We start from the raw sequence: 23,480 nt of genomic DNA, 5'->3' as shown, positions 1-23,480 counted from the left end.
CCGAGAAGAGGGAAGGCCGCTTCGTAAAAGGAGCGGTCTTTTTAATGTCTTTTTTTGTAAACCGAGTAGTCGCGGACAAAGGGACCGTGTTACGTTGGAAGGGGGACTTTTTAGCAGGGGAAGGAAGGAGGGATGGAGTTGATCGACCTTGCCGCATGGGTGGCGGGAATCGTGATCGCGCCGATTGCGATCGTCGCGGTTCCGGCGCTGATCAGCAGCGGCCGGAGAGAGCGGCGGATGAAAGAGTACGGGGCTTCCTGCTGGGAGTTGGCTTACCACACGGGAGACCTGCCGAACGTTCCGCCCAAGGCGTCCGTGCTGCTCGCTGCGACCCCCGACGGCCTGATCGTCGAATACAAACGCAGACCTGCCGCCGTTCTGGCCTGGAACGACGTGACGGAGCTGCGCGATATTCGTCGAAGCGCGCTGTTGTTTCGCAAAGAAGAGCTGGATCGTCGGGAAGGAACTTTTCAAGGGGTCAAGCTGGGGAAGCTGACGAACCTGGCCGATCAGACGGCGGGACCGGCGATTTTTCGTTCGGCGAAACGTTTCGTTTTGCTGAATTACGAGCAGGACGGGCAGGCCCGAGCGGTATCGTTCGGAAGGCGGGAACTGCCGGAGAACGAGCCGTTCGAAGTGTTTTTCGACAAGCTGGAGCAGATTCGGTCGGACAGGCGACAACAAACGGAGGTGACGTCATGGCCTTGAAAGTTACAGTCCTTTTGCTGGCTATTATGGCGTTTTGGGTGGTCGTCGGAGTCATAGGCGAAATTCTGTGGCACCGTTATGATCGCAAACAGAAAGCTCCTTATCAAGCGATCGATCGTTTTGTCGTGTATCATATGGGCGGCCTTCCCGGCGTACGCAAAAAGGCCAAGATTCAACTGCTGATCAATCGGGACCGTTTGGTCATCAAAGCGCGACGCCGGCCGGCCGTGACCATGAGCACGCGGGACATTCGCAAGATCGACTGGCTCGGGTTCGCGTTCGGAAACGGCGTGTTCGCGGGAGAACTTCCGGAGGAAGAAACGCTGCCGGAGAATCTGAAATTTCTGTCGAAAGTAGGAAGCAGAACAGAATGGACGCTGTTCGGACGCATTCAGCGATACATCGTCTTGCATTACGAGCAGGGCGGCATTCCGTACGCGGTCGCTTTCGGATTCCGGTTCGGGGAAATGGAAGTAGTCGAGAACGAGCCGGTTTACCAATGCCTCGACACGCTGGAATGGTATAAGGAACACAGCTGGAAAAGAAACCCGGAAGACGCGGCGGGAACGGTGAATCTGCGAAAAAAACCCAAGCCAAAAAACGGCAGGGCCGTCTGGCGGCAGGATCCCGGAAGCGGGATGGTCACCGCCGAATGGGAAGAACTGCGCTGAAAGCGGGCGAAGTACCCCGGAAGGACGCTTTGCAAAACGGGAAATCATCGAGAAGGAGGCTGTAAGATGAGCATGCTGGAGATCGGCATCTACCTGTTGTTTCCGGTGTGGATGGCCCTCGGAATGATTATGCTTCTTGCGCTCGGCAGCGTGTTTGCAGGGATCGAATATTTGCGGAAATTCCCTTACAAAGCGCAGGAGCTTTACGGCGCGGGATACTTGAGCGGATTGGACGGGCTGCGAGGGAAGGAAAGGCTTCAGCTTTTTCTGAACGGCGACGCCTTGACGATCAAGCCGTGGTTCAAACCCGCCATCGTCATTCCGTGGAAAGAGGTGATCGAAGTCGAGGAGCTGCTGGGGCCGTCGATGCTCCGATCCGGGCCGAACCATAAGCGGTCGGACGCCGAAATTTCGCAAACGCCGGAAGACCGGGATATAGAAGAGCTGCGAAAAAGGATACGTCTTCGCCGTACCAAAAGATATGTGCTGCTGCGTTACCTGCGTGAAGGGGAATCTCGGATCGCCTGCTTCGCTTTTCGCTGGGAGGACGACGAGAACCCGGATATGGAACCTGTGAACCGCTGTACGGAGTCGCTGAGGTGGTACAAGGAACGCAGTTGCAGAGCCAATCCCAAAGACGCGGTAGGCACCGTGAATTTACGCAAAAAGATCAAGCCCCGAACCGAGCGGCTTGTATGGAAGCAGGATCCCGAGACCGGACGAATGAGCTGCGAATGGGAACAAGGATCGATCACGACGAACCGTGGCTGAGAAGAAAGGTTTTGCAGCCAAGCGGTTTTTTTAAAAATAATACTGGAATAATCGTTCCGGAAAGAGTATACTGACCTCAACGACGAGTGAAGAAAGGAGGAAACGGCATGGCGCGAACCAAAGAGTTCGACCGCGCGCAGGTGCTGCACAAGGCGATGCTGGTCTTCTGGGAAAAAGGATACGACGGCACGAGCATGGCCGATCTGCTGGAAGCGATGGATATCAGCCGGTCGAGCATGTACGAGACGTTTACGGACAAGCATGCGCTGTATCTGGAAGCCGCGCAGCTGTACCGGCGAAACAGCCAGGAGAAGCGGCGGTTCCTGCTGGAAGCGAAATCCGCGAAGGAAGGTATCCGGCAGTACTTCGAGCGTCATATCGACGGATCGTTCCGCGAAGACACCCCGATGGGCTGCCTGGTCACGAACACGATCGTGAACGTCGATTCGCCGGAAGACGAGATCAATCGGCTGATGCGTACCCACTTCGAAGAGCTTCGGATCGCTTTTTACGAGCTGCTGAAGCGCGGACAGGAGTCGGGCGAGATCGAGGCGGACCGGAACATCGACGATCTGGCGTACATGCTGCTGACGATCAACCACGGCATCAACGTCGCGGCGAAGCTGAACAACGGCCGCGAACGGGCGGAATCGATGATTAAGACGGTTATCGGCATGCTGTGAAAAAAACGCGGGATGCCGGGAGCCGATTTTTTTTGACTATTCTGGAACGAATGTTCCGAAATAACTGCGTGAATGAACAAAGACAGCGGCGAACAAAGTCGGAAACGAACCGAGGAAAACAGAAACAGGGTGGGACACGGCAGGCGAAGCGGCGGCGATTGCGGAAGCCTGCAGCCCCGACAATATATTCAAGGAGAGTGAAGAAGATGAACAGAAACGCAAATACGAAAACGAACCCGGCGGCGGACGCCAAGGCGAAAAAGGCAGCGGAAACGAAGAGCGAAAAAGCGATTCCCGGCTGGCTGCTGCTGTTCTTGGCGGCGGCCTGCGGCATCATCGTCGCCAACCTGTATTACGCGCAGCCGCTGGTGGAACCGATCCGCCAGGCGATCGGCCTGTCCGCCGGTTCGGCCGGCCTGATCGTGACGCTGACGCAGATCGGCTACGCCGCCGGACTGCTGCTGCTCGTGCCGCTCGGCGATATTTTGGAAAACCGCAAATTGGTGTCGGTCCTGCTGTTCTTCACCGTCGCCGCGCTGGCTTTATCGGCCGTCGCGGGCAGCGCGCCGCTGTTCCTGCTGGCCGCTCTGCTGATCGGGCTCGGCTCGGTCGCCGCGCAGATTCTCGTTCCGTACGCTTCGCATCTGGCTTCGGAAGAATCGCGCGGCCGCGTCGTCGGCAACGTCATGAGCGGCCTGCTGCTCGGCATCATGCTGGCGCGGCCTTTGTCCAGCCTGCTCGCCGGCTGGCTGGGCTGGCGCTCGATCTTCTATGTATCCGCCGCGCTGATTCTGATGCTGGCGCTCGTCCTGCTGCGCGCCCTGCCTAAGCGGCATCCGGAGTCCGGACTGACCTACCCGCAGCTGCTCGGTTCGATGCGCCGCCTGCTGGTCTCGACTCCGATTCTGCGCCGCCGCGCGGTGTACCACGCGCTGCTGTTCGCTTCGTTCAGCCTGTTCTGGACCACGGCCCCGCTGCTGCTGGGCAGCCCGGCCTTCGGCTTCACGCAGACGGGCATCGCCGTCTTCGCCCTCGTCGGGGTGGCCGGCGCCGCGGCCGCTCCGATCGCCGGCCGCCTGGCCGACCGCGGCCGGAGCTACGGCGCCACGGGCCTTGCGCTGGCGCTGGTAGCGGCAGCGGCGCTGCTGCCGATGTTCGTGCACGCCGGCTCGGTCCTCGCCGTCGGACTGCTGACGATCGCCGCGATCCTCCTCGATCTCGGCGTCTCGGCCAACCTGGTGCTCAGCCAGCGGGCCATCTTCTCGCTCGGCGCCGAAGCGCGCAGCCGCCTGAACGGACTGTTCATGGCGATCTTCTTCGTCGGCGGGGCCGCCGGCTCGGCGATCGGCGGCTGGGCTTACGCCGCCGGCGGCTGGCGTCTGGCGATGATCATCGGCGCCGCGCTGCCGCTGCTGGCGCTGGCGTATTACGTGACGGAAGGACGCTCGGAGCGGCGGCTGGAACGAGTCAGCGAGATGCGCGCGGGGGCGAAGCGGTAAGCGCGCCGTGCGGCGGCCTTGGCGCCGTCGGACGCGCCAGGCGCAGCCGGGAGCGCGGCACATTTTGACCGCTGCCGGCTCGCCCCTGCCGCAGTTACCGCCGGAAGCGTCCCGCTGCTGCCGAAGCACCCGGTCGCCGCTGCCGCATTTGACCGCTGCCTATGGCGCATGCCCCGTCGCGGCTGGTTCGCCTTGTTGACGACGGCGCGTCCTGCTGCCGTCGGAGCGTCCGGTCAATCTGCCGGCGCGCCTTGCCGCCGCCGAAGCGTCCGGTCGCCGCTCATGGCGCATCCCCCGTCGCGGCTGGTGCGTCGCCGAGCCTGTCGCTCCTGCCGCTCTTATCGCATCTTGTACGTCCTGCCATGCGTGCCGCCCGAAGGGCGGCCGCCTGCTATCGGTGCTTTTCATCGCTTCCCTTCCGTCTCCCTATCGCGCTAACCTTCCTCGGCCTTCTAACGGATTGCATGTCCGTTAGAAGGTCTTTTTCGGCTCCGGCACTTCTCTAACGGATCGTATGGACGCTTAGCCGCCAAGAGACCGCCGAAACTGCCGAAAAAGCTTACTTCTGCCCCGCTAAGCGTCACCTCGTTCCGTTAGATTTTCGCAGAGGCCAAATTTCGGCTCTAAGGGTCTCTGTGTTCCGTTAGAACGTTCGGCGGAACCGGCAGAGCCGGAGAATCCGCAGACTGCCCAGCCGGTAGGCCGACGAACTGCCGGAATGACGGAGCGACTTGACGGTCGAGCGGCGCAAGCGGCGCCTTGCCGTCCTACGGACTGCCGCTCCGATGAACCGGGCCGCCGATGAACGACGAATCGCCTCCTTAGCGGTTCGCCCTGGCCCCATATCTCGCGGTTCGGGTGTCCGGCTACCTTCCCTCCAATCCATTGACGATTTCCGCCTTTTGATTTATTATTCATCTATTCAATAAAATTCTTGAATACATGAAACCGGAGGTGCCGCAAGCATGAACGAACGGGAATTCCGGGACGGCGTATTCGGCGAGTTCGCCCGGATCGGAAAATGTCTGTCCAGTCCGAAGCGGCTGGAGATTCTCGATATCTTGTCTCAAAGTCCCAAGTCGGTCGAAGCGCTGTCCAAGAGCACGGCGATGTCCGTCGCCAATGTGTCCCAGCACCTGCAGACGCTGAGCCAGGCCAAGCTGGTCGTCTCGCGGAGACAGGGCAATTTCATTTTTTACGAACTGGCCGATCCTTCGGTCCTTCGGTTCCTCAATTCGCTGTACGGCCTGTCCGAGAATCGGCTGATCGAAGTGAAGGATATCCGCGACCGGTTCATGGATCAGTTCGAAGATGCGGAAGAGGTCACGCTGGAGGAACTGGCAAAGCGCATGGAATCCGGAGAAGTGACGCTGATCGACGTCCGTCCGGCCGACGAGTACGAAGCCGCCCACATTCCCGGCGCCGTTTCCGTGCCGATCGGGGAATTGGCCGAGAAGCTGGAGGCGCTGCCGGCCGATTCGAAGATCGTGGCGTACTGCCGGGGGCCGTACTGCCTCATGTCGGTCAAAGCGGCCGCCCTGCTGCGGGAGCGCGGGTTCCGTGCCGGCCATTTGGACAAAAACGTGCACGACTGGAACGAGTTTCGGCTCGGAGCGGCACGGCAATCGTAACATCCGCGTCAGGCGGATCAAGGAAGGATGTCGAGGACAATGAACGAAACGAATGCCGCGCAGCGGAAAAGGCAGATGATCCGCGCTTACGCGGAATCGCCCGAGAAGCAGAGGAGGCTGTTCCGGCGAACGCTGATCGTCGTGATTCTCTCGCAGATTTTCGGAGGCGCGGGGCTGGCGGCCGGGGTGACCGTCGGCGCGCTGATCGCGCAGGATATGCTGGGAACGGATAATTTCACGGGGGTGCCGACCGCGCTGTTCACGCTCGGATCGGCGGCGGCCGCCCTGCTGGTCGGCCGCTACTCGCAGCGGTTCGGGCGCCGAATGGGACTCGGTTTGGGCTTTATCGGCGGCGGCGTCGGAGCGGTCGGCGTCATTTTCGCGGCCTTGACCGGCAGCATCGCGCTGCTGTTGGTCTCCCTGCTGATCTACGGAGCCGGCAGCGCGACCAATCTGCAGGCCCGCTACGCGGGAACGGACCTCGCCGGTCCGAAGCAGCGTGCGACGGCCGCGAGCATGGCCATGGTGTTCACGACGATCGGGGCGGTGGCCGGGCCTACGCTGGTCGACGTTACCGGGGATTTCGCGGTATCGATCGGCGTGCCGGCTCTGGCCGGTCCGTTTATTCTGGCGGCGGCCGCTTACTTCCTGGCCGGGATCATCCTCCTTGCGCTGCTCCGGCCGGACCCGCTGCTGGTCGCGAAGGAAGCGGCGGCGCACGCCGTGCGCAGCGGCGCTCCTGCCGACAGCCGCATCAAGTCCGCCGACAGCCGCCGGGGCATCACGCTGGGCGCCCTGGTCATGATTCTGACGCAGATCGTCATGGTCGCGATCATGACGATGACGCCCGTACATATGCGGCATCACGGCCACCATCTGAGCGATGTCGGCCTGGTCATCGGTTTCCACATCGGAGCCATGTATCTGCCGTCTCTCATTACCGGCGTTCTGGTCGACAAAATCGGCCGAGTCGCCATGGCGTCCGCTTCCGGGGTGACGCTGCTGCTGGCCGGCGTCACGGCCGCGCTGGCTCCCGCCGACTCGCTCGGCATGCTGATCGCCGCGCTCGTTCTGCTCGGTCTCGGCTGGAACTTCGGCCTGATCAGCGGCACGGCGATGATCGTGGACTCGACCACCGCGTCCGACCGCGCGAAAGTGCAAGGTTCGGTCGACGTGCTGATCGCGCTGGCCGGCGCTTCCGGCGGCATGCTCTCCGGTCTGGTCGTGGCGAATTCGAGCTACGCCGCCCTCTCGTACGCGGGAGGCTTCATGGCGCTCGCGCTAGTTCCGTTCATGCTGTGGAAAGGGCCCAAGCAAGCAAAAAGCGCATAAAAAAGCAGCCCGCCTTTCGAAGACTCGATCGGCGGGCTGCTTTTTTCAAATGCCGGCGGGCTCCTCGTACTTCTGCATAAGATGCTCGAGGTTCTCTTTGACCGCCGGCCATTCCGTATCCAAAATGCTGTAGAACACGTTGTCGTGAACCGGGCCTCCGGGTTCGATGCGATGCTTGCGGAAGACGCCTTCCTTGACGGCCCCGATGCGCTCGACCGCCTTCTGCGAACGAAGATTCCGGCCGCTGACCGAGAACTGCACGCGGAAAACGCCCAACTGCTCGAAGCAGCAACGCAGCAGCAGATATTTGCACTCCGTGTTGACTACGGTGCGCCAATGATCCGGCGAAACCGACGTCCAGCCGATTTCGACGCCTCGGTTGCGGGTGTCGATGTCGCCGATTCTCGTCGTGCCGACGATCGCCCCGGACTGACGGTGGACGATGACGAACGGAATTTGCGTTTGGTTCGCCCGGTGCGCCAGAGCCAGATCGAAATCCTGCTCCAATTCCTTGACGGACGTGAAGTTCTGCCACGTATACTCCCAGATTCGGGGATCGTATAAGACTTCGCACAGCTCTGTCCGATGGCTTTCTTCAAGCGGTATCAGAGAAACGGCGGAGCCGGTTAACGCAGCCTGCGGGTCTATGTTCATATTCTTCCCTGCTTTCCTCTTGTTCTATACGTTCATTTGCACTTTATTATAGAAACTTCGGAGTCGGCATAGAATGAACTTCATCGCTTAATGTATGCACAATCCGGCAAACGTCCGTGGCGCTTCCCGGATACGCTCGGACATCCGCATCAAGGCCCGACTTTTTCCGCCCGCTGATAGATCCCTTTTTCGACCTCGACCGCGATCGCTTTTTCAACCTCCGTGCCGTCGATTTCATGGATCGCCGTCCCGAGCGGAACGCCCTGCCCGTAAATGCCGCCGCTAATCTGCCTATCTTCATCGGAGTAACTCCTTTCTGTCGGTTTACCTTTTGACGAATACACTGGCCTGAATGTTACGAAACCCAATCCCCGAATCTGACATGAAAACGCCTCCAATTATCCGGGTAGTTTGCCGGCTTCGCTTTCCTTTAAAATGTAGATAAGAAAGCGCATTCGAAGGAGGATCTCCATGTCTATCGAGACTCAATATCCGTTTCAAAATCCGTCGCTTCCGCTTGAGGAGCGCGTAAACGACCTCGTGTCCCGCTTCACGCAGGAAGAGAAAGTCGATTTGATGATCCAATACCAGGCCGCCGTCGAGCGTCTTGGCGTCAAACCATACAAGCACGGCACCGAAGCGGCACACGGCATGGCCTGGTTGGGCGAAGCGACCGGTTACCCGCAGCCGATCGGCCTGTCGAGCATCTGGGACGAAGAGCTGCTGAAAGAAATCGGCAGCGCGATCGGCGACGAAGCGCGCGGCTTCTACAAGCGCAATCCGGAGATCAACGGACTGACGCTGTGGGCGCCGACCGTCGACATGGAGCGCGACCCGAGATGGGGACGGACGGAAGAAGCGTACGGCGAAGACCCGATTCTGGCCGGCAAACTGTCCTCCGCGCTCGTGAAGGGCATCCAGGGCGACCATCCGAAGTATCTGAAAGCGGTTGCCACCCTGAAGCATTTTATCGGAAACAATAACGAAGTGGGCCGCGGCGACGCTTCGGTCAGCCTCGATCCGCGCAACATGCGCGAATACTACCTCAAAGCGTTCGAGATTCCGTTCAAGGAAGGCGGCGCGCAGTCGATGATGACGTCGTACAACGCCGTCAACGGCGTGCCGGCCAACCTGAACCCGGACGTCAACGGCATCGTCAAAGGCGAATGGGGCATGGACGGCTTCGTCGTCAGCGACGCGTTCGACGTGTCCGGCACGGTGCGCGACCACGGCTACCTGGAGTCGCATACGGAAGCGGTCGCCCGCTCCGTCAAGGAAGGCGGCATCGACAGCCTCACCGATGACGGCGAGCTGATGAAGTCCTCGCTGCGCGAAGCGCTGAAGGACGGTCAGATCACGGAAGCCGATCTCGATGCGGCGCTGCGCAATACGTTCCGCGTGCGTTTCCGCCTGGGCGAGTTCGACCCGGAAGAAGGCAATCCGTACGCGGCGATCGACGAGTCGGTCATCATGAAAAAAGAGCACGCCGAACTGGCCCGCACCGCGGCGCGCAAGTCGATCGTGCTGCTTAAAAACGAAAACAAAACGCTGCCGCTGCAGGCGGACAAGCTGAACAAAGTCGCCGTGATCGGACCGCTCGGCGGAACCGTCTACCGCGACTGGTACAGCGGCGAACTGCCGTACGCGATCACGCCTTTGGCCGGTATTCAAGAGAAATTGGACACCGCGGGCAAAGGCGGACAGGCGGCATTCGCCGGCGGCACCGACCGCATCAAGCTTAAGTCGAAAAAGAACGGCAAATACGTGGCGCTCCGGCAAACGGAAGAATCGCCGCTTGCGGCATCGGCCGACTCGGCGGACGGCGCCTCCGTATTCGAACTGACCGATTGGGGCTGGGAAAATACGACGATGATCGCGGAAGACAACGGTCTCTATGTCACCACCGACGACCGGATCGTCAAAGCTTCGGCAAACCGGATCTGGGAGTGGTTCACGAAGGAAGTATTCCTGGTTCGCCCGGAAAACGGCAACGCCTCGAACGCGGAGTCTTCGATCACGTTCTCGACGTGGAAAGATACGCCGGTTACGGTAGGCGAGGGCGGCGAGCTGCTGTCCGGCGACGGACGCGGCGAAGAAACGTCGAACGAGATCGACGCGGGCGGCACGTCGGCGCTCGATAACTCGGCGGCGGAAGCGCTGCAGGCCGACGTCTTCGAAGTCGAAAAAGTCACGGACAAATTCGAAGCGGCGCGCCAGGCGGCGAAAGACGCCGAAGTCGCGGTCGTCTTCGTCGGCAACCATCCGCTCATCAACGGCAAGGAAACGATCGACCGTCCGGACATCACGCTGCCGCAGTCGCAGGAGCAGCTGATCAAGGAAGTCATGTCCGTCAACCCGAACACGATCGTGGTCGTGGTCGGCAGCTACCCGTACGCCCTGAACTGGGTCAACGATAACGTGCCCGCGGTGCTGTACTCCACGCATGCCGGCCAGGAAGTGGGCCGCGCGATCGCGGACGTGCTGTTCGGCGAAGAAAACCCGGCCGGCCGCTTGAGCATGACCTGGTACAAATCGGTCGATCAGCTTCCGGAGTTCATGGATTACGACATCATTCAAGGCAATCGCACGTACCGCTACTTCGAAGGCGACGCGCTGTATCCGTTCGGCTACGGATTGTCGTACACGACGTTCTCTTACGAGGGTCTTCGGCTGAATGCCCCGAGCGTAACGGCGGCGGAACGCGCGAAGATCGACCTGACCGTCACGGTGACCAATACCGGCGACCGGGACGGCGAAGAAGTCGTGCAGATCTACGGCCGCGTCGAACAGTCCCGCGTGAAGCGTCCGTCCAAGCAGCTGCTGGCGTTCAATCGCGTCAAGCTGGCCGCCGGCGAAACGAAGGAAGTGTGGTTCAGCATTCCGCTGGCCGAGCTGGCCGTATGGGACGTCACGCAGGAGCGTTTCGTCATCGAAAACGCCGAGTACACGCTGCTTGCGGGATCGTCCTCGGGCGAACTTCCGGTCAGCGCGGCGCTTGAAGTGGCTGGCGAGACCATTCCGCCGCGCGATCTGAAGCAGCTTACCAAAGCGATCAACTACGACGCTTACGAAGGCGTCATTCTCGGCGAATGCCACGAAGGCGGCAGCGCGATCGAAGTCGTCGGCGAGTCGGGCTGGATCGCGTTCAAGGATGCCGAATTCGGCGGCGGCGCAGATTCGGTCGCCATTCGTGCCGCCGGCACGGCAGACGGCACGATCGACGTTCGCCTCGGCGCGCCGGACGGCCAACTTGTGGGCACGGCTTCCGTGGAAGCCGCAGGCGCTCAGCGGTGGAGCGACGTCGTCATCGCTCTGAACGGCGTGAGCGGACGTCAAGACGTGTACGTGGCTTTGAACGGCAAAATTTCCGTCAGCACGCTTCAATTCAACTGATCGGCCGTTTCGATCGACCGGCTTCCCTTCCCGGGAAGCCGGTTTTTTGCGCATTGCGGCAGCTTTCCGGGCAGGCGGCTCTTTTTTGCCCTATAATGAATCGCAGGAGAAAGCCCCATCCATCACCTACAAAGAAAAGAGGCCGTCATGAAAGAGAACAAGAAAACGGCCGCGATCAAAGTCGTTCGCTTCGGCACCGAGCATATTCCGTACATCAACGACATGAACGACGCCTTCCCGATCTTCGGGCGTCTCGTGCCGAGCTTTCGGGACGGCGAATGGACGCATGAAGAAGAGCTGTTCGCGGACGTGCGAATCGCCAGCTTCCCGGACGATCGCCTCGATTGGGACACGTATATCGGCAGCGATCACAAAGCCGTGTTCCTGGCCTTCTACGGATCGGAATGCGTCGGGCAGGTACGCCTCGTGCGCGATTGGACGGGCTACGCCTATATCGAAAACATCGCGGTCCGCGGTTCCCACCGCGGCCGAGGCGTCAGCGGCATGCTGATGGACAAGGCCGAGCAGTGGGCGCGGGAGCAGGAGCTGCACGGTCTGTCGCTGGAGGCGCAGGGCGACAACCTTGCCGCCTGCCGATTCTATCTGAAGCGGGGCATGCGGCTGGGCGGCGTCGATACGCTGAAGCAGGCGTTTAACCCGGAGATCGAGACGACGCTGTATTTTTACGAAATCTTCGAGGAGCCGAGCCTGAACGGAAAGGAATGAGAGCGGCATGAATGGCACGATTCAAGGACTGTTCGAAACGCATATCAACGTGAGCGACTACGAAGCTTCGGCCGCTTTTTACGAAAAGATGCTGGGCTTGATTCCGCTGCATGACGATCCGGCGCGCAGGTCGAAGTTTTACTGGATCGGACGCCCCGGCGAAGCGATGTTCGGCATTCGGGAAAATTATCCGTCGAACCTCGTGCAGCGCCAGCATTTCGCGTTCCGGGTAGCTTTGGAGGATCTCAAAACGGCGCGCGTCCGGTTGGAAGAACGCGGCGTGGAGACGACGAATTTCTTCGGCGAAACGGAAGCGCCGCTCAGCGTGTTCCCGTTCATGCCCGCGGTCTCCCTCTACTTCGACGATCCCGACGGTCATTCGGTCGAACTTCTGGCGATGCTCGGCGATGCGCCGAGACCCGAGCTTGCGATCATGCCCTGGCCGGAGTGGGACAAAATCTGCGGCCGTACGTGAACTCCGACAACGAAAAAGGATCGCGGCGGAAGCAGACCTTGCGAACCCGCCGCGATCCGGCTATTCTAACAATAGTACAATCGTTCTAAAGGAGAGGCATCATGAACAAACGGCACTACGACAGCGGCGAGACCCGGCGGATCATCGCGGAGAAGGCGGGCGAACTTTTTGCTCAAAAAGGGTTTGCGGCGACCTCAATAGCGGACATTTCGCGGGAATCCGGATTCAGCAAGGGGCATATCTATTACCATTTCGACAATAAGGAAAAGCTGTTCGTCGCGCTGGCGAAAGATACGATGCGGGCGTGGGGCGAGAAATGGGCCGCGATCGAGCCGAATTACCGGACCGCGACGGAGAAGCTGCACGCGGTGGCCCGGTTCGCGATGAACAATTACAAAACGCCGCTGCTGCACGTCGGACAGGAGCTGGCGGGCAATCCGAACACCGATCCGGAGACGCTGCGGCAGCTGCAGGGGTTGGCGGAAACGCCGATGGGCGTATACGGAGCCATTTTACGGGAAGGCATCGAAAACGGAGAATTCGGGATCGACGATCTTCCGGGCGCGACTTTCCTGTTCGGCACCTGGATCGGCTCGCTCTGTCCGCTGATTTTCTCCATGGAGACGGAGGCGCTTGAACGGCTGTTCCGGCAGGGGGTCGATATTTTTTTGGGAGGAATCCGGCGGGGTTGACGGTTCCTTTCTCAAGATTAGAACGATTGTACTAATTATTCTAATCGAAACGGAGCGAGGGATATGGAAAAAGGAACGGCACGGCGATCGTCGGAAGCGAAGCGGCGGGTCGCGATCGTCACGGGAGCGGCTTCCGGTATCGGAAGGGCGATCGCGCGCGAATTGGCAGGACGCGGGATAGACGTTTTTATTGCGGATATCGACGGGGCGGGCGGACAGAAAGCGGCGGAAGAGATCGAAAACGCGGGCGGTACGGCAAAATTTCTTCGGCTCGACGTGACGGACGCGGCGCAGGTCGACGAAGCGGTACGGAGCGTGTACGAGGAATACGGCCGGCTCGACTATATGTTCAATAACGCGGGCATTTCGCTCTACGGCGAGCTGTACGATATGACGCAGGCGCATTGGCGGCGCATCGTCGACGTCAATCTGTGGGGCGTGATCAACGGCGTGCAGGCCGCGTATCCGATCATGAAACAGCAGGGCTTCGGCCATATCGCCAACACGTCGTCCGCCACGGCCATGGGGCCGGCGCCGACGGCGGCCGCTTATGCGACGACCAAGCACGCCGTGCTGGGTCTGACGACCTCGCTGCATTACGAGGCGGAGACGTTCGGAGTCAAAGTCAGCGCATTATGCCCTTCTTTCGTGGATACGCCGATCTTCGCAAACAGCGAAGGCGTCAACATGGACGTGGGAAAAGTGCAGGCGCAGATGAGCAAGCAGAAGATGATGAGTCCCGAGCGGTTCGCTCGGATCGCGATTCGCGACCTGGAGCGCAATCGGCCGCTGGTCTGCCCTATGCCGCTGCGGCGTACGATGGACGTGTTCTTCGCCGTCTTCCCGGCGGCGCATCGCGCCCTGATGCGGCTGGTCTGCCGCGTATCGCGGCAAGCCAGAAGCGAGCAGACGGATAAGCGTACCGAAGCCGCCGTATAGCCGGACTGCAGCATTCTGCGTACGGAAAAAACGGCCCCGCTCCCGGCATGATGCCGGAGCGGGGCCGCCGCATTTTCGAAGCCGTATCCGGCGCCACGGAGCGGAAGAGGGCGGAAGAACTAAGCCGCGTCCGCCCGGTCGATATTCCGGAAGCTCAGGTACGATCCCAGGATGCCGATGGCGGCCAGAGACAGCGGAATCGCGACGATCGAGCTGAGCGAGAAACCGCCGTTGTTGGAGTTGACGATCGAGACGATGAAGATCGAGGCCACGATCGTAGCGGCTACCGAGCGGCGGGGCAGTCCGACGAGCAGCGGCAGCAGACTCATGCCCGCGGCGCCGACGCCCTGCAGCAGGACGAAGCCGACATGGCGAAGCAGATCGCTTGTCGCGAGCTCGCCGCCCACCTGTCCGGCATAGCTGTTCACGGTCAGCAGCAGCGCGTCGAGCAGCAGATTGCCGAGCACGATATTGGCGAAGCACCAGGCGAAGACGATGGACAATTTGGCAAAAATCAGCTGCTTGCGGCTCACCGGGTAGGCGAACAGCAGCGACATCGTTTTGTCTTTGAATTCGCCGATGATAAGCTTCGACAGCAGGGCGGACGCATAGATAATGAAGGTGGCGCATACCATCGTGTTCACGACCGTCAGAATTTCGAGCTGGTTTCTGAAGGCGGGGGAAGAAGACTCGCTGCCTTCGAAAAAGTACAGCAGCAGCAGGAATGCCGCGATTGCCGCGTAGGCGATCAGCGCCCCGTAGACGTAACCGCGAAGGCTTGCTTTTTTAAGCTCCAGCTTGACGAGGTGCATCATGATTGTCTCCTCCTTTGATCATATCGAAGAAATATTCTTCCAGCGAGTGATGGCGGCGGTTGATGGATTCGATCGGCACGTCGTTCAGGATGAGCGTCTTGGACAGCGTCTCCTGGGAAACGTTCATGTCGTATACGCGCAGAACGCGTTCGCCGGTCTGCTTGAAGCGTTCGATGCCGAGCTTCTCGGTCAGGACAAAAGCGGCCAGCGCCGCGTTCGGCGTCGCGATCTCCACATAATCCGTTCGCGAGGCGCGCAGCTCGTCCAGCGACACTTCGCGGATCAAATGCCCCCGGTCGATTACGCCGATGGTGTCGGCGATCTGCTCGATCTCCGACAGCAGATGGCTGGAGATCAGGATGGAGATGCCCCATTCGTCGCGGAGCCTGCGGAACAGGCTGCGCATCAGCTGAATGCCTTCGGGGTCCAGGCCGTTGATCGGCTCGTCGAGCAGCAGCAGCTCCGGCCGGGTGCAGATGGCCCGGGCGATCGCCAGGCGCTGTTTCATGCCGAGCGAGAATTCCTTGACCGGCTTATTATCCACGCCGATCAGCTGGACCATGCGAAGCGCTTCGCCGATCGCTTCCTTATTGTGGTAGCCCATGTATTCGGCGTGCAGGTCCAGGTTCTGCGCGGCGGTCAGCCGCTCGTAGAAGACCGGCGTCTCGATCAGATGCCCGATCCGTTTCAAATGCTCGTTCGATCCGGGCATCAGTTTTTCCCCGAACAATTCGATCTCGCCGCCGGTCGGGCGAACGAGCCCGAGCAGCATCTTCATGACCGTCGATTTGCCCGCGCCGTTCGGCCCTAAGAATCCGTAAATCTCGCCCCGCTTTACCGTGATGTCGACGTTCGATACGGTCTCCGTCGATTTATAGCTTTTGCTGAGCATCCGGGTGCGTATGGTGTTCGTCATGGCCCTGCTCACTCCTCGTCGTTTGATTTCCTTCATGCTTTCATCTTATCGGCCGGGCCTGTCTTTTCCCTGTCGCGTTTCTTACTTATTTCTTACGTTCGCTAACATGGGCTTTCGGCGAGGACGGAAACGTAAGCGTGAAGGCGGTGCGGACTCCGGGCTCGCTGGCAAGCGTGACGGAGCCGCCCAGGCGTTCCGTCAGCCGCTTGACGATGGCCAGTCCCAGACCGCTGCCCTGGAAGCCGCGGTTGCGGGAATTTTCGAGCGTATACATGCGCTCGAACACGCGAAGCTGTTCGGAGGCCGGGATGCCGCGCCCGCGGTCGGTCACTTCGATTCGGACGCTCTCTTCGGACTCGGTCAGATGCAGGCCGAGGTAGGCGCCGTCCGAGCCGTAGCGGATCGCGTTGGACAGCAGGTTGTCCAAAATGCGGTCCAGCGCCTCGGCGTTGGCGTAGATTCTTGCCGGCCGTTCGGGCAGATCGATGTCGACCCGGAAGCCGCGGTCCTGCAGCAGATCGAAATAGCCGAGAATGCGCTGGCGGCACAGTTCGGCGGCATCCACCATCGTCAGCGGGAGATCATAGTCGTCCGATTCCAGCTTCGACAGATCGAAAAAGGCATTGATCCGTTCGTGAACTTCGACCGTCTTGCGATACACCTGCCCCAGCATGGCGCGGCGCTCTTCTTCGCTCAGATCCGAACTGCGGTCCAGCACTTCGGCATAACCCATGACGACGGTCAGCGGCGTCTTCAGGTCGTGGGACACGTTGGCCAGCATCCGGCGCATCGCCTGTTCGGTTCGGGCGTGACTCGCGGAAGCTTGAGCGGCCCGTTCGATTACCCGATTGATCGAGCCGAGCAGTTCCCGAAGCTCGGATTCCCCCGTCACGACGAGCAGCCGCTCGGGGCCGGGCACGTAGTCGGGATTCGCAAAAGCGGCGAGTTTGCCGTTCATATAGGCAAGATCCCGCCGCATCTTGCGCACGCGCAGCTTCTCTCCGATATACAGCCCGAGCAGCACCAAGGTAGGCAGCAGAAAAATCCACCACAGATTCGCCATGTTACAGCTCTCCCAGCCGGTAGCCTATGCCCCAGAGCGTGATAAGATAGCGCGGATTCGACGGATCGTCCTCGATCTTCTCGCGCAGCCGGCGCATATGGACGTTGATCGCGTTGTCGTCGTTGTAATATTCCTCGTTCCAGACCTGCTCGTACAGCATCGCTTTCGTATAAACGCGGGAAGGATGCTGCATCATCAGTTTCAGGATCTGGAACTCTTTGGCCGTCAGACGAACTTCTTCCCCGTTCTTGCGCACGCTGAAGCTGTCCGGATCGACGATCAGATCGCCGGCCTTCAGCAGCCGGTTTTCTTGCGCCCGCGGCGCGGCCTGCGCTTCCGGCGCCGAATACTGCGTGGCCCGGCGGATCGAAGCTTCGATCCGGGCGGACAGCTCGATCAGCGAAAAAGGCTTGGCGATATAATCGTCGGCGCCGAACCGAAGTCCGAGCGCTTTCTCGACTTCGTTGTCCTTCGCCGATACGATGAGGATCGGCACCCGGCTGACGGCGCGAATCTGCTGCAGCACGTCCATGCCGCCGCGTCCGGGCAGCATCAAATCGAGCAGCACCAGGTCATAGCGATCCGCTTCGAACTGCTCCAGCGCCCGGTCCCCTTCCCGCACGACCGTCGAACGGTAGCCCTCCTTCGCCATGTAGTCCGCTACCATGCCGCTGATGCCGGCGTCGTCTTCGATAATAAGCAGATTTCCTTCCACTGCGTTTTCCCCCTCCTCGAGCTTCCGTTCCGTAAAGGCCCCAAACTGGAAATGAGCGCCATTCTCCTTTACTGTAAGGGAGAAGGATAAATTCAACAAGGAGGCCTTTCCCATGACCGATATTTCCGTTAACCGGACCGCCGGATGGAATTTCGATAACAGCTATGCCCGACTCCCGAACGTGTTCTACAGCCAGCTGCCCCCCGTTCCGGTGCAAGAGCCGAAAGCCGCCTTCCTGAACGATAAATTGGCGGCCGAATTGGGACTCGATCCCGAGTGGCTGCACGGCGAAGAAGCGGCCGCGATCTTCGCCGGTAACGCCCTGCCCGAAGGAGCCGAGCCTCTGGCTCAGGCTTATGCGGGCCATCAATTCGGCGGCTTCACCAAGCTGGGCGACGGCCGGGCGATCCTGCTCGGCGAGCAGCTGACCCCGGACGGCCGCCGCGTCGATATTCAGCTTAAGGGCTCGGGCCGCACGCCGTTTTCCCGCGGAGGCGACGGCCGGGCCGCGCTCGGCCCGATGCTGCGCGAGTATATCATCAGCGAAGCGATGCACGCTCTGGGCATCCCGACGACCAGAAGCCTCGCCGTGATGGCGACGGGCGAGAACATCCGGCGCGAGAAGCCGCTTCCGGGCGCGGTGTTGACCCGCGTCGCGGCCAGCCATCTGCGCGTCGGCACGTTCCAGTACGCGCTGCAGTGGGGCGGAGTCGATGCGCTGCGCGAGCTGGCGGACTATGCCATCGGACGCCATTATCCGGAGATCGACGCGGCCGACCAAGCAGCGTCGCGGCGCGAAGAAGCGGCGGCCGGCACGGGCGCCGAAGGGCGCTACGCGCGCTTTCTGCACGGCGTCATGGAACGCCAGGCCGCGCTGATCGCGCAGTGGATGCTGGCCGGATTCATTCACGGCGTCATGAACACCGACAACATGACCATCAGCGGCGAGAGCATCGATTACGGGCCGTGCGCCTTCATGGACGCTTACGATCCGTCGACCGTGTTCAGCTCGATCGACACCGGAGGCCGCTATGCTTACGGCAACCAGCCGCCGATCGCCCTGTGGAACCTGACCCGACTGGCGGAGACGCTGGTTCCGCTGCTGGACGAAGACCAGGATCGCGGCGTCGAGATCGCGCAGGGCATTCTCGGCGGGTTCGAGCGCATGTATCTCGACACCTGGTTCGACGGCATGCGGGCCAAGCTCGGCCTGACGGGCCGGGAAGAGGAGGACGAGCGTTTGATCGCGGATCTGCTCGATCTGATGAAGGCGTTCCGGGCGGATTACACGAATACGTTCGTCGGGCTGACGTTCGACGCGCCGGCATCCGGCGCCGGAGAAGCGGAGACGGCAGGAGCGGCGCGCAGCGATGCCGATGCCGGCGCCACGCCGGATGAGCGGCAGGACGCCGCGGGCAACGCCGAGCTGGATTATGCCGGCCTCGATGAGGCCTCCGGCGGCTCGGGCTCTGCCGGAGCGGGCGCTTCCGCCGCCGTTCGCCCGACTTCCTTCCCCGGCGCGGACGCCCTGCTGTCCAGCGGCGAATACCGCGCTTGGCGCGCGCGCTGGGAAGAACGGCTGATCCGGCAGGGAGCTTCCGCGGCCGAAGTGCGCGAGCGGATGCTCGCCAGTAATCCCGCCGTTATCCCGCGCAACCATCGCGTGGAGGAAGCGCTTGACGCCGCCTGGAAAGAAGGCGACTACGGCCCGATGCATCGGCTGCTGGACGCGCTGTCCCGTCCGTACGCCCACACGGCGGATCAGGCGGAATACGCGCAGCCCGCGCCGGACGACGGCGACGGATACCGGACGTTCTGCGGGACCTGACAAGGAAGGAACCGGCAGGAATCGAAAGGCCGCCGGCAGCGGATTCGTATCGCCTGCCGCCCGGCCTTTTCTTTTTTGATGTTCCCGCGCGCCTTCTGCCTCCGGTTGGATTATAATAAAGGCTAAGATGGGCCCGAACGTATCCGCCTATTTCCGAAAACGTTTGCGACAACCCGGCGGATGCGCCGAATATTTTGCGAAAAGAGGGTAAACCGACGATGATCAGACCGACCGAAGACCAGCAGTATTACGAACTGACAAGCCCGACCGCGCTGCCTAAGGCGTCCGGATTTCTGTGGAACAATCAGATGATGATCCATATGAACTGCCGCGGCTATGCCGTCGCCCAATTCATGCAGCCGGAGCCGGCCAAGTATTCGCACGCGCCGAACCTGGAAGCGAAAACGTTCATGCAGCCGGAACAGCCGTATTACGCGCATCACCCGGGCCGATTCCTTTTTATTAAAGATGAAGAGAGCGGTTACATATTTTCGGCTCCGTACGAACCGACCCGCCAGGTTCCGGACAAGTTCGTGTTCGCCGCGGGCAAGCACGATATGATCTGGACCGTCGAACATTGGAATCTGCGCATACAGATGACGCTGACGCTGCCGAAAGAGGGCGCGGCCGAATTGTGGCAGATTAAAGTGACCAACACGGGCAGCCGCAAGCGCAAAATCAGCCTGTATCCGTATTTCAGCGTCGGCTATATGTCGTGGATGAACCAATCCGGCGAATACGTCCCGGATCTCGGCGCTATCGTTTGTTCCTCGATTACGCCGTATCAGAAAGTACAGGATTACCCGTCGATCAAAAACCTGAAGGACAAAACTTATCTGCTGGCGGAGCGCAAGCCCGACGCGTGGGAAGTCAGCCAGGAGGCGTTCGAGGGCGAAGGCGGCATCATGCGTCCGTCGGCGCTGGAGGCGGGAACGCTGGCCTGCGGCGACGCCCGCTACGAGATGCCGGCCGCCGTCATGCAGTACCGGACCGAACCCGAACCGGGGGAAGAGCTGACGTACCGTTTCGTATTCGGTCCCGCGAAGGACGAAGCGGAGATTCGGGGAATCCGGGAGCGGTATTTCGGTCTTCACGGGGAAAGGGAACAGGAGGCGCGGGAGCCCGGCGGCGCGGAAAGCGGGAACGAACCGCGAAGCAGCACCGGATCGAACCGGGAGAATGAAGCGGCCGCTGCGGACTTTTCCGAAGACGGATTCGAAAAAGCGGCCCGGGATTACGCGGCATACGTGGCCGAAGGCCGCGGCGTCCTGACGATCGACACGCCGGACAAGGAGCTGGACAACTTCGTCAACCACTGGCTGCCGCGGCAGATGTACTACCACGGCGTGACCAACCGGCTGTCGACCGATCCGCAGACGCGCAACTACCTGCAGGATCATATGGGCATGAGCTATATCGATCCGCGCAGCACCCGGCAGGCTTTTCTCACCGCGCTGTCCCAACAGCGTCCCGACGGCTCCATGCCGGACGGCATCGTGCTGTACGAAGGCGCCGAATTGAAGTACATCAACCAGGTGCCGCATACCGATCACTGCGTATGGCTTCCGGTCTGCCTGGTCACGTATCTCGACGAGACCGATGATTACGCGCTGCTCGACGAAGAAGTGACGTACGCGGGCGGCGAAAAGTCGGGCACGGTATTCGAGCATATCGACCTGGCCGTGAAGTGGCTGATCGGCGACCGCGACGACCGCGGCCTCAATTACATCAATCAGGGCGACTGGTGCGATCCGATGAATATGGTCGGCTACAAAGGACGCGGCGTGTCCGGCTGGCTGACGATCGCGACCGCCTACTCGTGCATCGTCTGGGCGGACATCTGCGAGCGCGGCGGCCGTTCCGCGGAAGCGGAAGATTACCGACAGCAGGCGGAGGAGATCAACGGCGCGGTCAACCGCCATCTATGGGACGGCGACTGGTACGCGCGCGGCATCACGGACGACGGCGTGCCGTTCGGCATCAGCGCGGACGAAGAAGGACGCATCTTCATCAACCCGCAGGGCTGGTCGCTGCTCAGCGGCGCGGCGGACGGTGAGAAGAAGGCCAAGCTGATCCGCGCGGTGGAGGAGCAGCTCGAAAGCCCGTACGGCGTGGAAAAGCTCGCGCCTTCGTACACGGCCATGCGCGAGGACGTCGGCCGGGTCACGCAGAAGCATCCGGGCTCGGCGGAAAACGGAGCGGTGTACAACCACGCGGCGGCTTTTTACATCTATGCGCTGTACGCGGTCGGAGAGAAGGAGAACGCCTACCGCCTGCTGCGCAAAATGCTGCCGGGCACGGACGAGGCGGACATTCGCCGGCGCGGACAGCTTCCGGTGTTCATCCCGAACTATTACCGGGGCGCCTACCGCCAGTTCCCGCGCACGGCGGGGCGCTCCAGCCATCTGTTCAATACGGGGACCGTTCCGTGGGTCTACCGCTGCCTGGTCGACGGATTGTTCGGCGTCCGGGGCAAGCCGGACGGCCTGCGCATCGCGCCGCAGCTGCCGGCGGAGTGGAACGAAGCTTCGGTCGTGCGTGCGTTCCGCGGCGCGGAATTCCGCATCGCGATGAAACGCGAAGCGGGCGTGAGCGAAGCGGAAGTGTATGCCGACGGCCGCCTTGCCGCGGACGGCATCGTGCGCGGCCTTCGGGCGGGCGAGACCTGCGAAGTGACGGTCAAGCTCCCACTGTAAGGCGGCGGGCGAACGGACATGTCCGGCAGCATCCTGCCGGACGGCCCGAAAGAAAAGGCTCCTCCCGGTGTGGGAGGAGCCTTTTCGGTAGGTCTGCGGCGCGCCGCGTTCAGGCGTGCGCCCGTTTCGAGCGGCTGCGCGCAACGCCTTCGGCCAGCGCGTAAGCGGCGAAGATCGCGAACGACGCGGCGTACACGGCCGAGGTCGAAGGCAGAAGCAGCAGGATGACGGCCGCCGCTGCTGCGAACGCGATCGTGCGAATCAGCGAACGGCGAATGTGCGCGGGACTTTTGCCCGGCAGGAAAATGATCGCCGCGGAAGCGGCGTACATCGCGAATCCGGCCAGCGAGAGCCAGGCAAAGCTGCGCGTCGTCAGCTCGTGGTGGAAGCCGTAATGGACGACGTTGGCGATCAGGCCGAGCGACATGAAAGTCAGCAGATGGCCGTAGATAACGGACTGGCCCGAGCTTTTGCGGTCTTCTGCCGCGATATGCTCCGACGATTCGAAGTAATGCCACCAGAGCGAGACGGCGATTCCGAAGCCGAGCACGGCCGTCAGAATCGTGTCGAAGCCGGCGTGGCCTTCGCGCAGTCCGTTCACGATAACGAGGATCAGCTCGCCCAGCAGAATGATGGTCGCCAGCCCGTAGCGTTCGAGCAGATGCGGATGATGCACCGGCAGATGGCTCAGCACTTTTTTGCGGGCCAGCAGCGGGAGCAGGATGTCGAGGAAGATCCCGAAGTACAGCACGAAAAATTTGGCTTCGCCCGGCACCAGCACGGAAGCGAAGCTGATCAGCGCGCCGCCCAGAAAAGCGAGTCCCAAATAGCGGGCGATGCGGCGGGGTTCCCCTCTCTGCTGGATCCAGGTACGGACGTACATGAATACCGTGGAGAGACGAATCCCGACGTAACCGAGCATGAAGGCCAGATAGTACGCGTCGAAGTCCAGATTGATGCTGGCCGCCATGACGATCACGAACGCCATCTGGACGAAATAGGCGATCCGCTGCGCCGTGTCGTCTTTGCCGAAACGGTTGACGTAGACGGTGAAGCCGGTCCAGGCCCACCAGAGCGGTACGAAGATCAATATGTATTTCAAAATGACGTCCGCCGGAATGGCGCCGTGATGCGAGTGCGCCAACACGTGGGCGGTGACGGAGACGGCCGCGACATAGATCAGGTCGTAGAACAGCTCCAGCCAGGTGACTTTCTTATGGGAGATGTTCGAGATGGAGATCACGCATCCTTTCCTTCGGCTTCGATTTTTCCA

At 61.2% G+C, this 23,480-nt stretch carries 20 protein-coding genes; 14 read left to right on the top strand and 6 right to left on the bottom strand.

The window, feature by feature from the left end; all coding sequences use genetic code 11:
* The first annotated feature begins 132 nt into the window (after positions 1-132).
* The 7 genes from GYN08_RS14230 (at position 133) to GYN08_RS14200 (ending at position 7,295) form a co-directional block, all read left to right on the top strand.
* Positions 133-708 (top strand): hypothetical protein, encoded by a 576-nt coding sequence (locus GYN08_RS14230; protein ID WP_166275293.1) that lies wholly within the window; start codon positions 133-135, stop codon positions 706-708.
* On the top strand, positions 699-1,379 hold the full coding sequence (locus GYN08_RS14225) for a hypothetical protein (protein WP_166275291.1): 681 nt from the start codon (positions 699-701) through the stop codon (positions 1,377-1,379). Before GYN08_RS14230 ends, GYN08_RS14225 begins: the two co-directional genes overlap by 10 nt.
* 66 nt (positions 1,380-1,445) lie before the next feature.
* Positions 1,446-2,150 (top strand): hypothetical protein, encoded by a 705-nt coding sequence (locus GYN08_RS14220; RefSeq protein WP_166275289.1) that lies wholly within the window; start codon positions 1,446-1,448, stop codon positions 2,148-2,150.
* Positions 2,151-2,257: 107 nt separating this feature from the next.
* Positions 2,258-2,833 carry a TetR/AcrR family transcriptional regulator gene (locus GYN08_RS14215; protein ID WP_166275287.1) on the top strand — a complete coding sequence of 192 codons (576 nt, stop codon included), beginning with the start codon at positions 2,258-2,260 and terminating at the stop codon, positions 2,831-2,833.
* 206 nt (positions 2,834-3,039) lie between these two features.
* Positions 3,040-4,332: an MFS transporter gene (locus tag GYN08_RS14210; RefSeq protein ID WP_166275285.1), complete on the top strand. Its 1,293-nt coding sequence runs from the start codon at positions 3,040-3,042 to the stop codon at positions 4,330-4,332.
* Between the two features lie 965 nt (positions 4,333-5,297).
* Positions 5,298-5,963: a metalloregulator ArsR/SmtB family transcription factor gene (locus tag GYN08_RS14205; protein ID WP_166275283.1), complete on the top strand. Its 666-nt coding sequence runs from the start codon at positions 5,298-5,300 to the stop codon at positions 5,961-5,963.
* A gap of 39 nt (positions 5,964-6,002) precedes the next feature.
* Entirely contained in the window at positions 6,003-7,295 is a 1,293-nt protein-coding gene (locus GYN08_RS14200; protein ID WP_166275281.1) for an MFS transporter, read from the top strand.
* A 45-nt stretch (positions 7,296-7,340) separates the two neighbouring features.
* Here the strand turns inward: GYN08_RS14200 and GYN08_RS14195 are convergent, their stop codons facing one another.
* Positions 7,341-7,949: a GNAT family N-acetyltransferase gene (locus tag GYN08_RS14195; RefSeq protein WP_166275279.1), complete on the bottom strand. Its 609-nt coding sequence runs from the start codon at positions 7,947-7,949 to the stop codon at positions 7,341-7,343.
* 471 nt (positions 7,950-8,420) lie between these two features.
* Here GYN08_RS14195 and GYN08_RS14190 point away from each other — a divergent pair, with 471 nt between their 5' ends.
* The 5 genes from GYN08_RS14190 to GYN08_RS14170 all read left to right on the top strand — a co-directional run bounded on the left by GYN08_RS14190 (position 8,421) and on the right by GYN08_RS14170 (position 14,174).
* A complete protein-coding gene (locus GYN08_RS14190; RefSeq protein WP_166275277.1) occupies positions 8,421-11,342 on the top strand; it encodes a glycoside hydrolase family 3 protein in 2,922 nt (973 codons plus the stop codon).
* A 147-nt stretch (positions 11,343-11,489) separates the two neighbouring features.
* Positions 11,490-12,068, top strand: a complete 579-nt coding sequence (locus GYN08_RS14185; protein ID WP_166275275.1) for a GNAT family N-acetyltransferase — start codon at positions 11,490-11,492, stop codon at positions 12,066-12,068.
* A gap of 7 nt (positions 12,069-12,075) precedes the next feature.
* Positions 12,076-12,543: a VOC family protein gene (locus tag GYN08_RS14180; protein ID WP_166275273.1), complete on the top strand. Its 468-nt coding sequence runs from the start codon at positions 12,076-12,078 to the stop codon at positions 12,541-12,543.
* Between the two features lie 101 nt (positions 12,544-12,644).
* Positions 12,645-13,235, top strand: a complete 591-nt coding sequence (locus GYN08_RS14175; protein ID WP_166275271.1) for a TetR/AcrR family transcriptional regulator — start codon at positions 12,645-12,647, stop codon at positions 13,233-13,235.
* A gap of 63 nt (positions 13,236-13,298) precedes the next feature.
* Positions 13,299-14,174: an SDR family NAD(P)-dependent oxidoreductase gene (locus tag GYN08_RS14170; RefSeq protein ID WP_166275269.1), complete on the top strand. Its 876-nt coding sequence runs from the start codon at positions 13,299-13,301 to the stop codon at positions 14,172-14,174.
* Positions 14,175-14,293: 119 nt separating this feature from the next.
* On the opposite strand, the gene GYN08_RS14165 is transcribed toward GYN08_RS14170, so the two are convergent.
* The 4 genes from GYN08_RS14165 to GYN08_RS14150 form a co-directional block, all read right to left on the bottom strand.
* Entirely contained in the window at positions 14,294-14,989 is a 696-nt protein-coding gene (locus tag GYN08_RS14165; protein ID WP_166275267.1) for an ABC transporter permease, read from the bottom strand.
* Complete coding sequence (locus tag GYN08_RS14160; RefSeq protein WP_166275265.1) at positions 14,961-15,905, bottom strand: ABC transporter ATP-binding protein; 945 nt, start codon at positions 15,903-15,905, stop codon at positions 14,961-14,963. Before GYN08_RS14160 ends, GYN08_RS14165 begins: the two co-directional genes overlap by 29 nt.
* Before the next feature lie 85 nt (positions 15,906-15,990).
* Positions 15,991-16,968, bottom strand: a complete 978-nt coding sequence (locus GYN08_RS14155) for a sensor histidine kinase (protein ID WP_166275263.1) — start codon at positions 16,966-16,968, stop codon at positions 15,991-15,993.
* Position 16,969: 1 nt separating this feature from the next.
* Positions 16,970-17,683 (bottom strand): response regulator transcription factor, encoded by a 714-nt coding sequence (locus tag GYN08_RS14150; protein WP_328802948.1) that lies wholly within the window; start codon positions 17,681-17,683, stop codon positions 16,970-16,972.
* Positions 17,684-17,795: 112 nt separating this feature from the next.
* Between GYN08_RS14150 and GYN08_RS14145 the strand changes: the two genes are divergently transcribed.
* On the top strand, positions 17,796-19,511 hold the full coding sequence (locus GYN08_RS14145) for a protein adenylyltransferase SelO (protein ID WP_166275259.1): 1,716 nt from the start codon (positions 17,796-17,798) through the stop codon (positions 19,509-19,511).
* Positions 19,512-19,729: 218 nt separating this feature from the next.
* The gene (locus GYN08_RS14140; RefSeq protein ID WP_166275257.1) at positions 19,730-22,207 is read left to right on the top strand and encodes a GH36-type glycosyl hydrolase domain-containing protein; all 2,478 of its coding nucleotides are present in this window, start codon (positions 19,730-19,732) and stop codon (positions 22,205-22,207) included.
* Positions 22,208-22,316: 109 nt separating this feature from the next.
* On the opposite strand, the gene GYN08_RS14135 is transcribed toward GYN08_RS14140, so the two are convergent.
* Positions 22,317-23,450: a low temperature requirement protein A gene (locus tag GYN08_RS14135; protein ID WP_166275255.1), complete on the bottom strand. Its 1,134-nt coding sequence runs from the start codon at positions 23,448-23,450 to the stop codon at positions 22,317-22,319.
* Between the last annotated feature and the right edge of the window lie 30 nt (positions 23,451-23,480).

It is taken from the genome of Saccharibacillus alkalitolerans, from assembly GCF_011090185.1.
GTDB classification, from domain to species: Bacteria; Bacillota; Bacilli; order Paenibacillales; family Paenibacillaceae; genus Saccharibacillus; species Saccharibacillus alkalitolerans.
Note: the sequence above shows the minus strand (reverse complement) of the source record. Positions and strands in the feature narration are given on the sequence as shown.

Coding starts and splice junctions, on each gene's coding strand:
- GYN08_RS14230 (WP_166275293.1), top strand. CDS start 133: ATGGAGTTGATCGACCTTGCCGCATGGGTGGCGGGAATCGTGATCGCG.
- GYN08_RS14225 (WP_166275291.1), top strand. CDS start 699: ATGGCCTTGAAAGTTACAGTCCTTTTGCTGGCTATTATGGCGTTTTGG.
- GYN08_RS14220 (WP_166275289.1), top strand. CDS start 1,446: ATGAGCATGCTGGAGATCGGCATCTACCTGTTGTTTCCGGTGTGGATG.
- GYN08_RS14215 (WP_166275287.1), top strand. CDS start 2,258: ATGGCGCGAACCAAAGAGTTCGACCGCGCGCAGGTGCTGCACAAGGCG.
- GYN08_RS14210 (WP_166275285.1), top strand. CDS start 3,040: ATGAACAGAAACGCAAATACGAAAACGAACCCGGCGGCGGACGCCAAG.
- GYN08_RS14205 (WP_166275283.1), top strand. CDS start 5,298: ATGAACGAACGGGAATTCCGGGACGGCGTATTCGGCGAGTTCGCCCGG.
- GYN08_RS14200 (WP_166275281.1), top strand. CDS start 6,003: ATGAACGAAACGAATGCCGCGCAGCGGAAAAGGCAGATGATCCGCGCT.
- GYN08_RS14195 (WP_166275279.1), bottom strand. CDS start 7,949: ATGAACATAGACCCGCAGGCTGCGTTAACCGGCTCCGCCGTTTCTCTG.
- GYN08_RS14190 (WP_166275277.1), top strand. CDS start 8,421: ATGTCTATCGAGACTCAATATCCGTTTCAAAATCCGTCGCTTCCGCTT.
- GYN08_RS14185 (WP_166275275.1), top strand. CDS start 11,490: ATGAAAGAGAACAAGAAAACGGCCGCGATCAAAGTCGTTCGCTTCGGC.
- GYN08_RS14180 (WP_166275273.1), top strand. CDS start 12,076: ATGAATGGCACGATTCAAGGACTGTTCGAAACGCATATCAACGTGAGC.
- GYN08_RS14175 (WP_166275271.1), top strand. CDS start 12,645: ATGAACAAACGGCACTACGACAGCGGCGAGACCCGGCGGATCATCGCG.
- GYN08_RS14170 (WP_166275269.1), top strand. CDS start 13,299: ATGGAAAAAGGAACGGCACGGCGATCGTCGGAAGCGAAGCGGCGGGTC.
- GYN08_RS14165 (WP_166275267.1), bottom strand. CDS start 14,989: ATGATGCACCTCGTCAAGCTGGAGCTTAAAAAAGCAAGCCTTCGCGGT.
- GYN08_RS14160 (WP_166275265.1), bottom strand. CDS start 15,905: ATGACGAACACCATACGCACCCGGATGCTCAGCAAAAGCTATAAATCG.
- GYN08_RS14155 (WP_166275263.1), bottom strand. CDS start 16,968: ATGGCGAATCTGTGGTGGATTTTTCTGCTGCCTACCTTGGTGCTGCTC.
- GYN08_RS14145 (WP_166275259.1), top strand. CDS start 17,796: ATGACCGATATTTCCGTTAACCGGACCGCCGGATGGAATTTCGATAAC.
- GYN08_RS14140 (WP_166275257.1), top strand. CDS start 19,730: ATGATCAGACCGACCGAAGACCAGCAGTATTACGAACTGACAAGCCCG.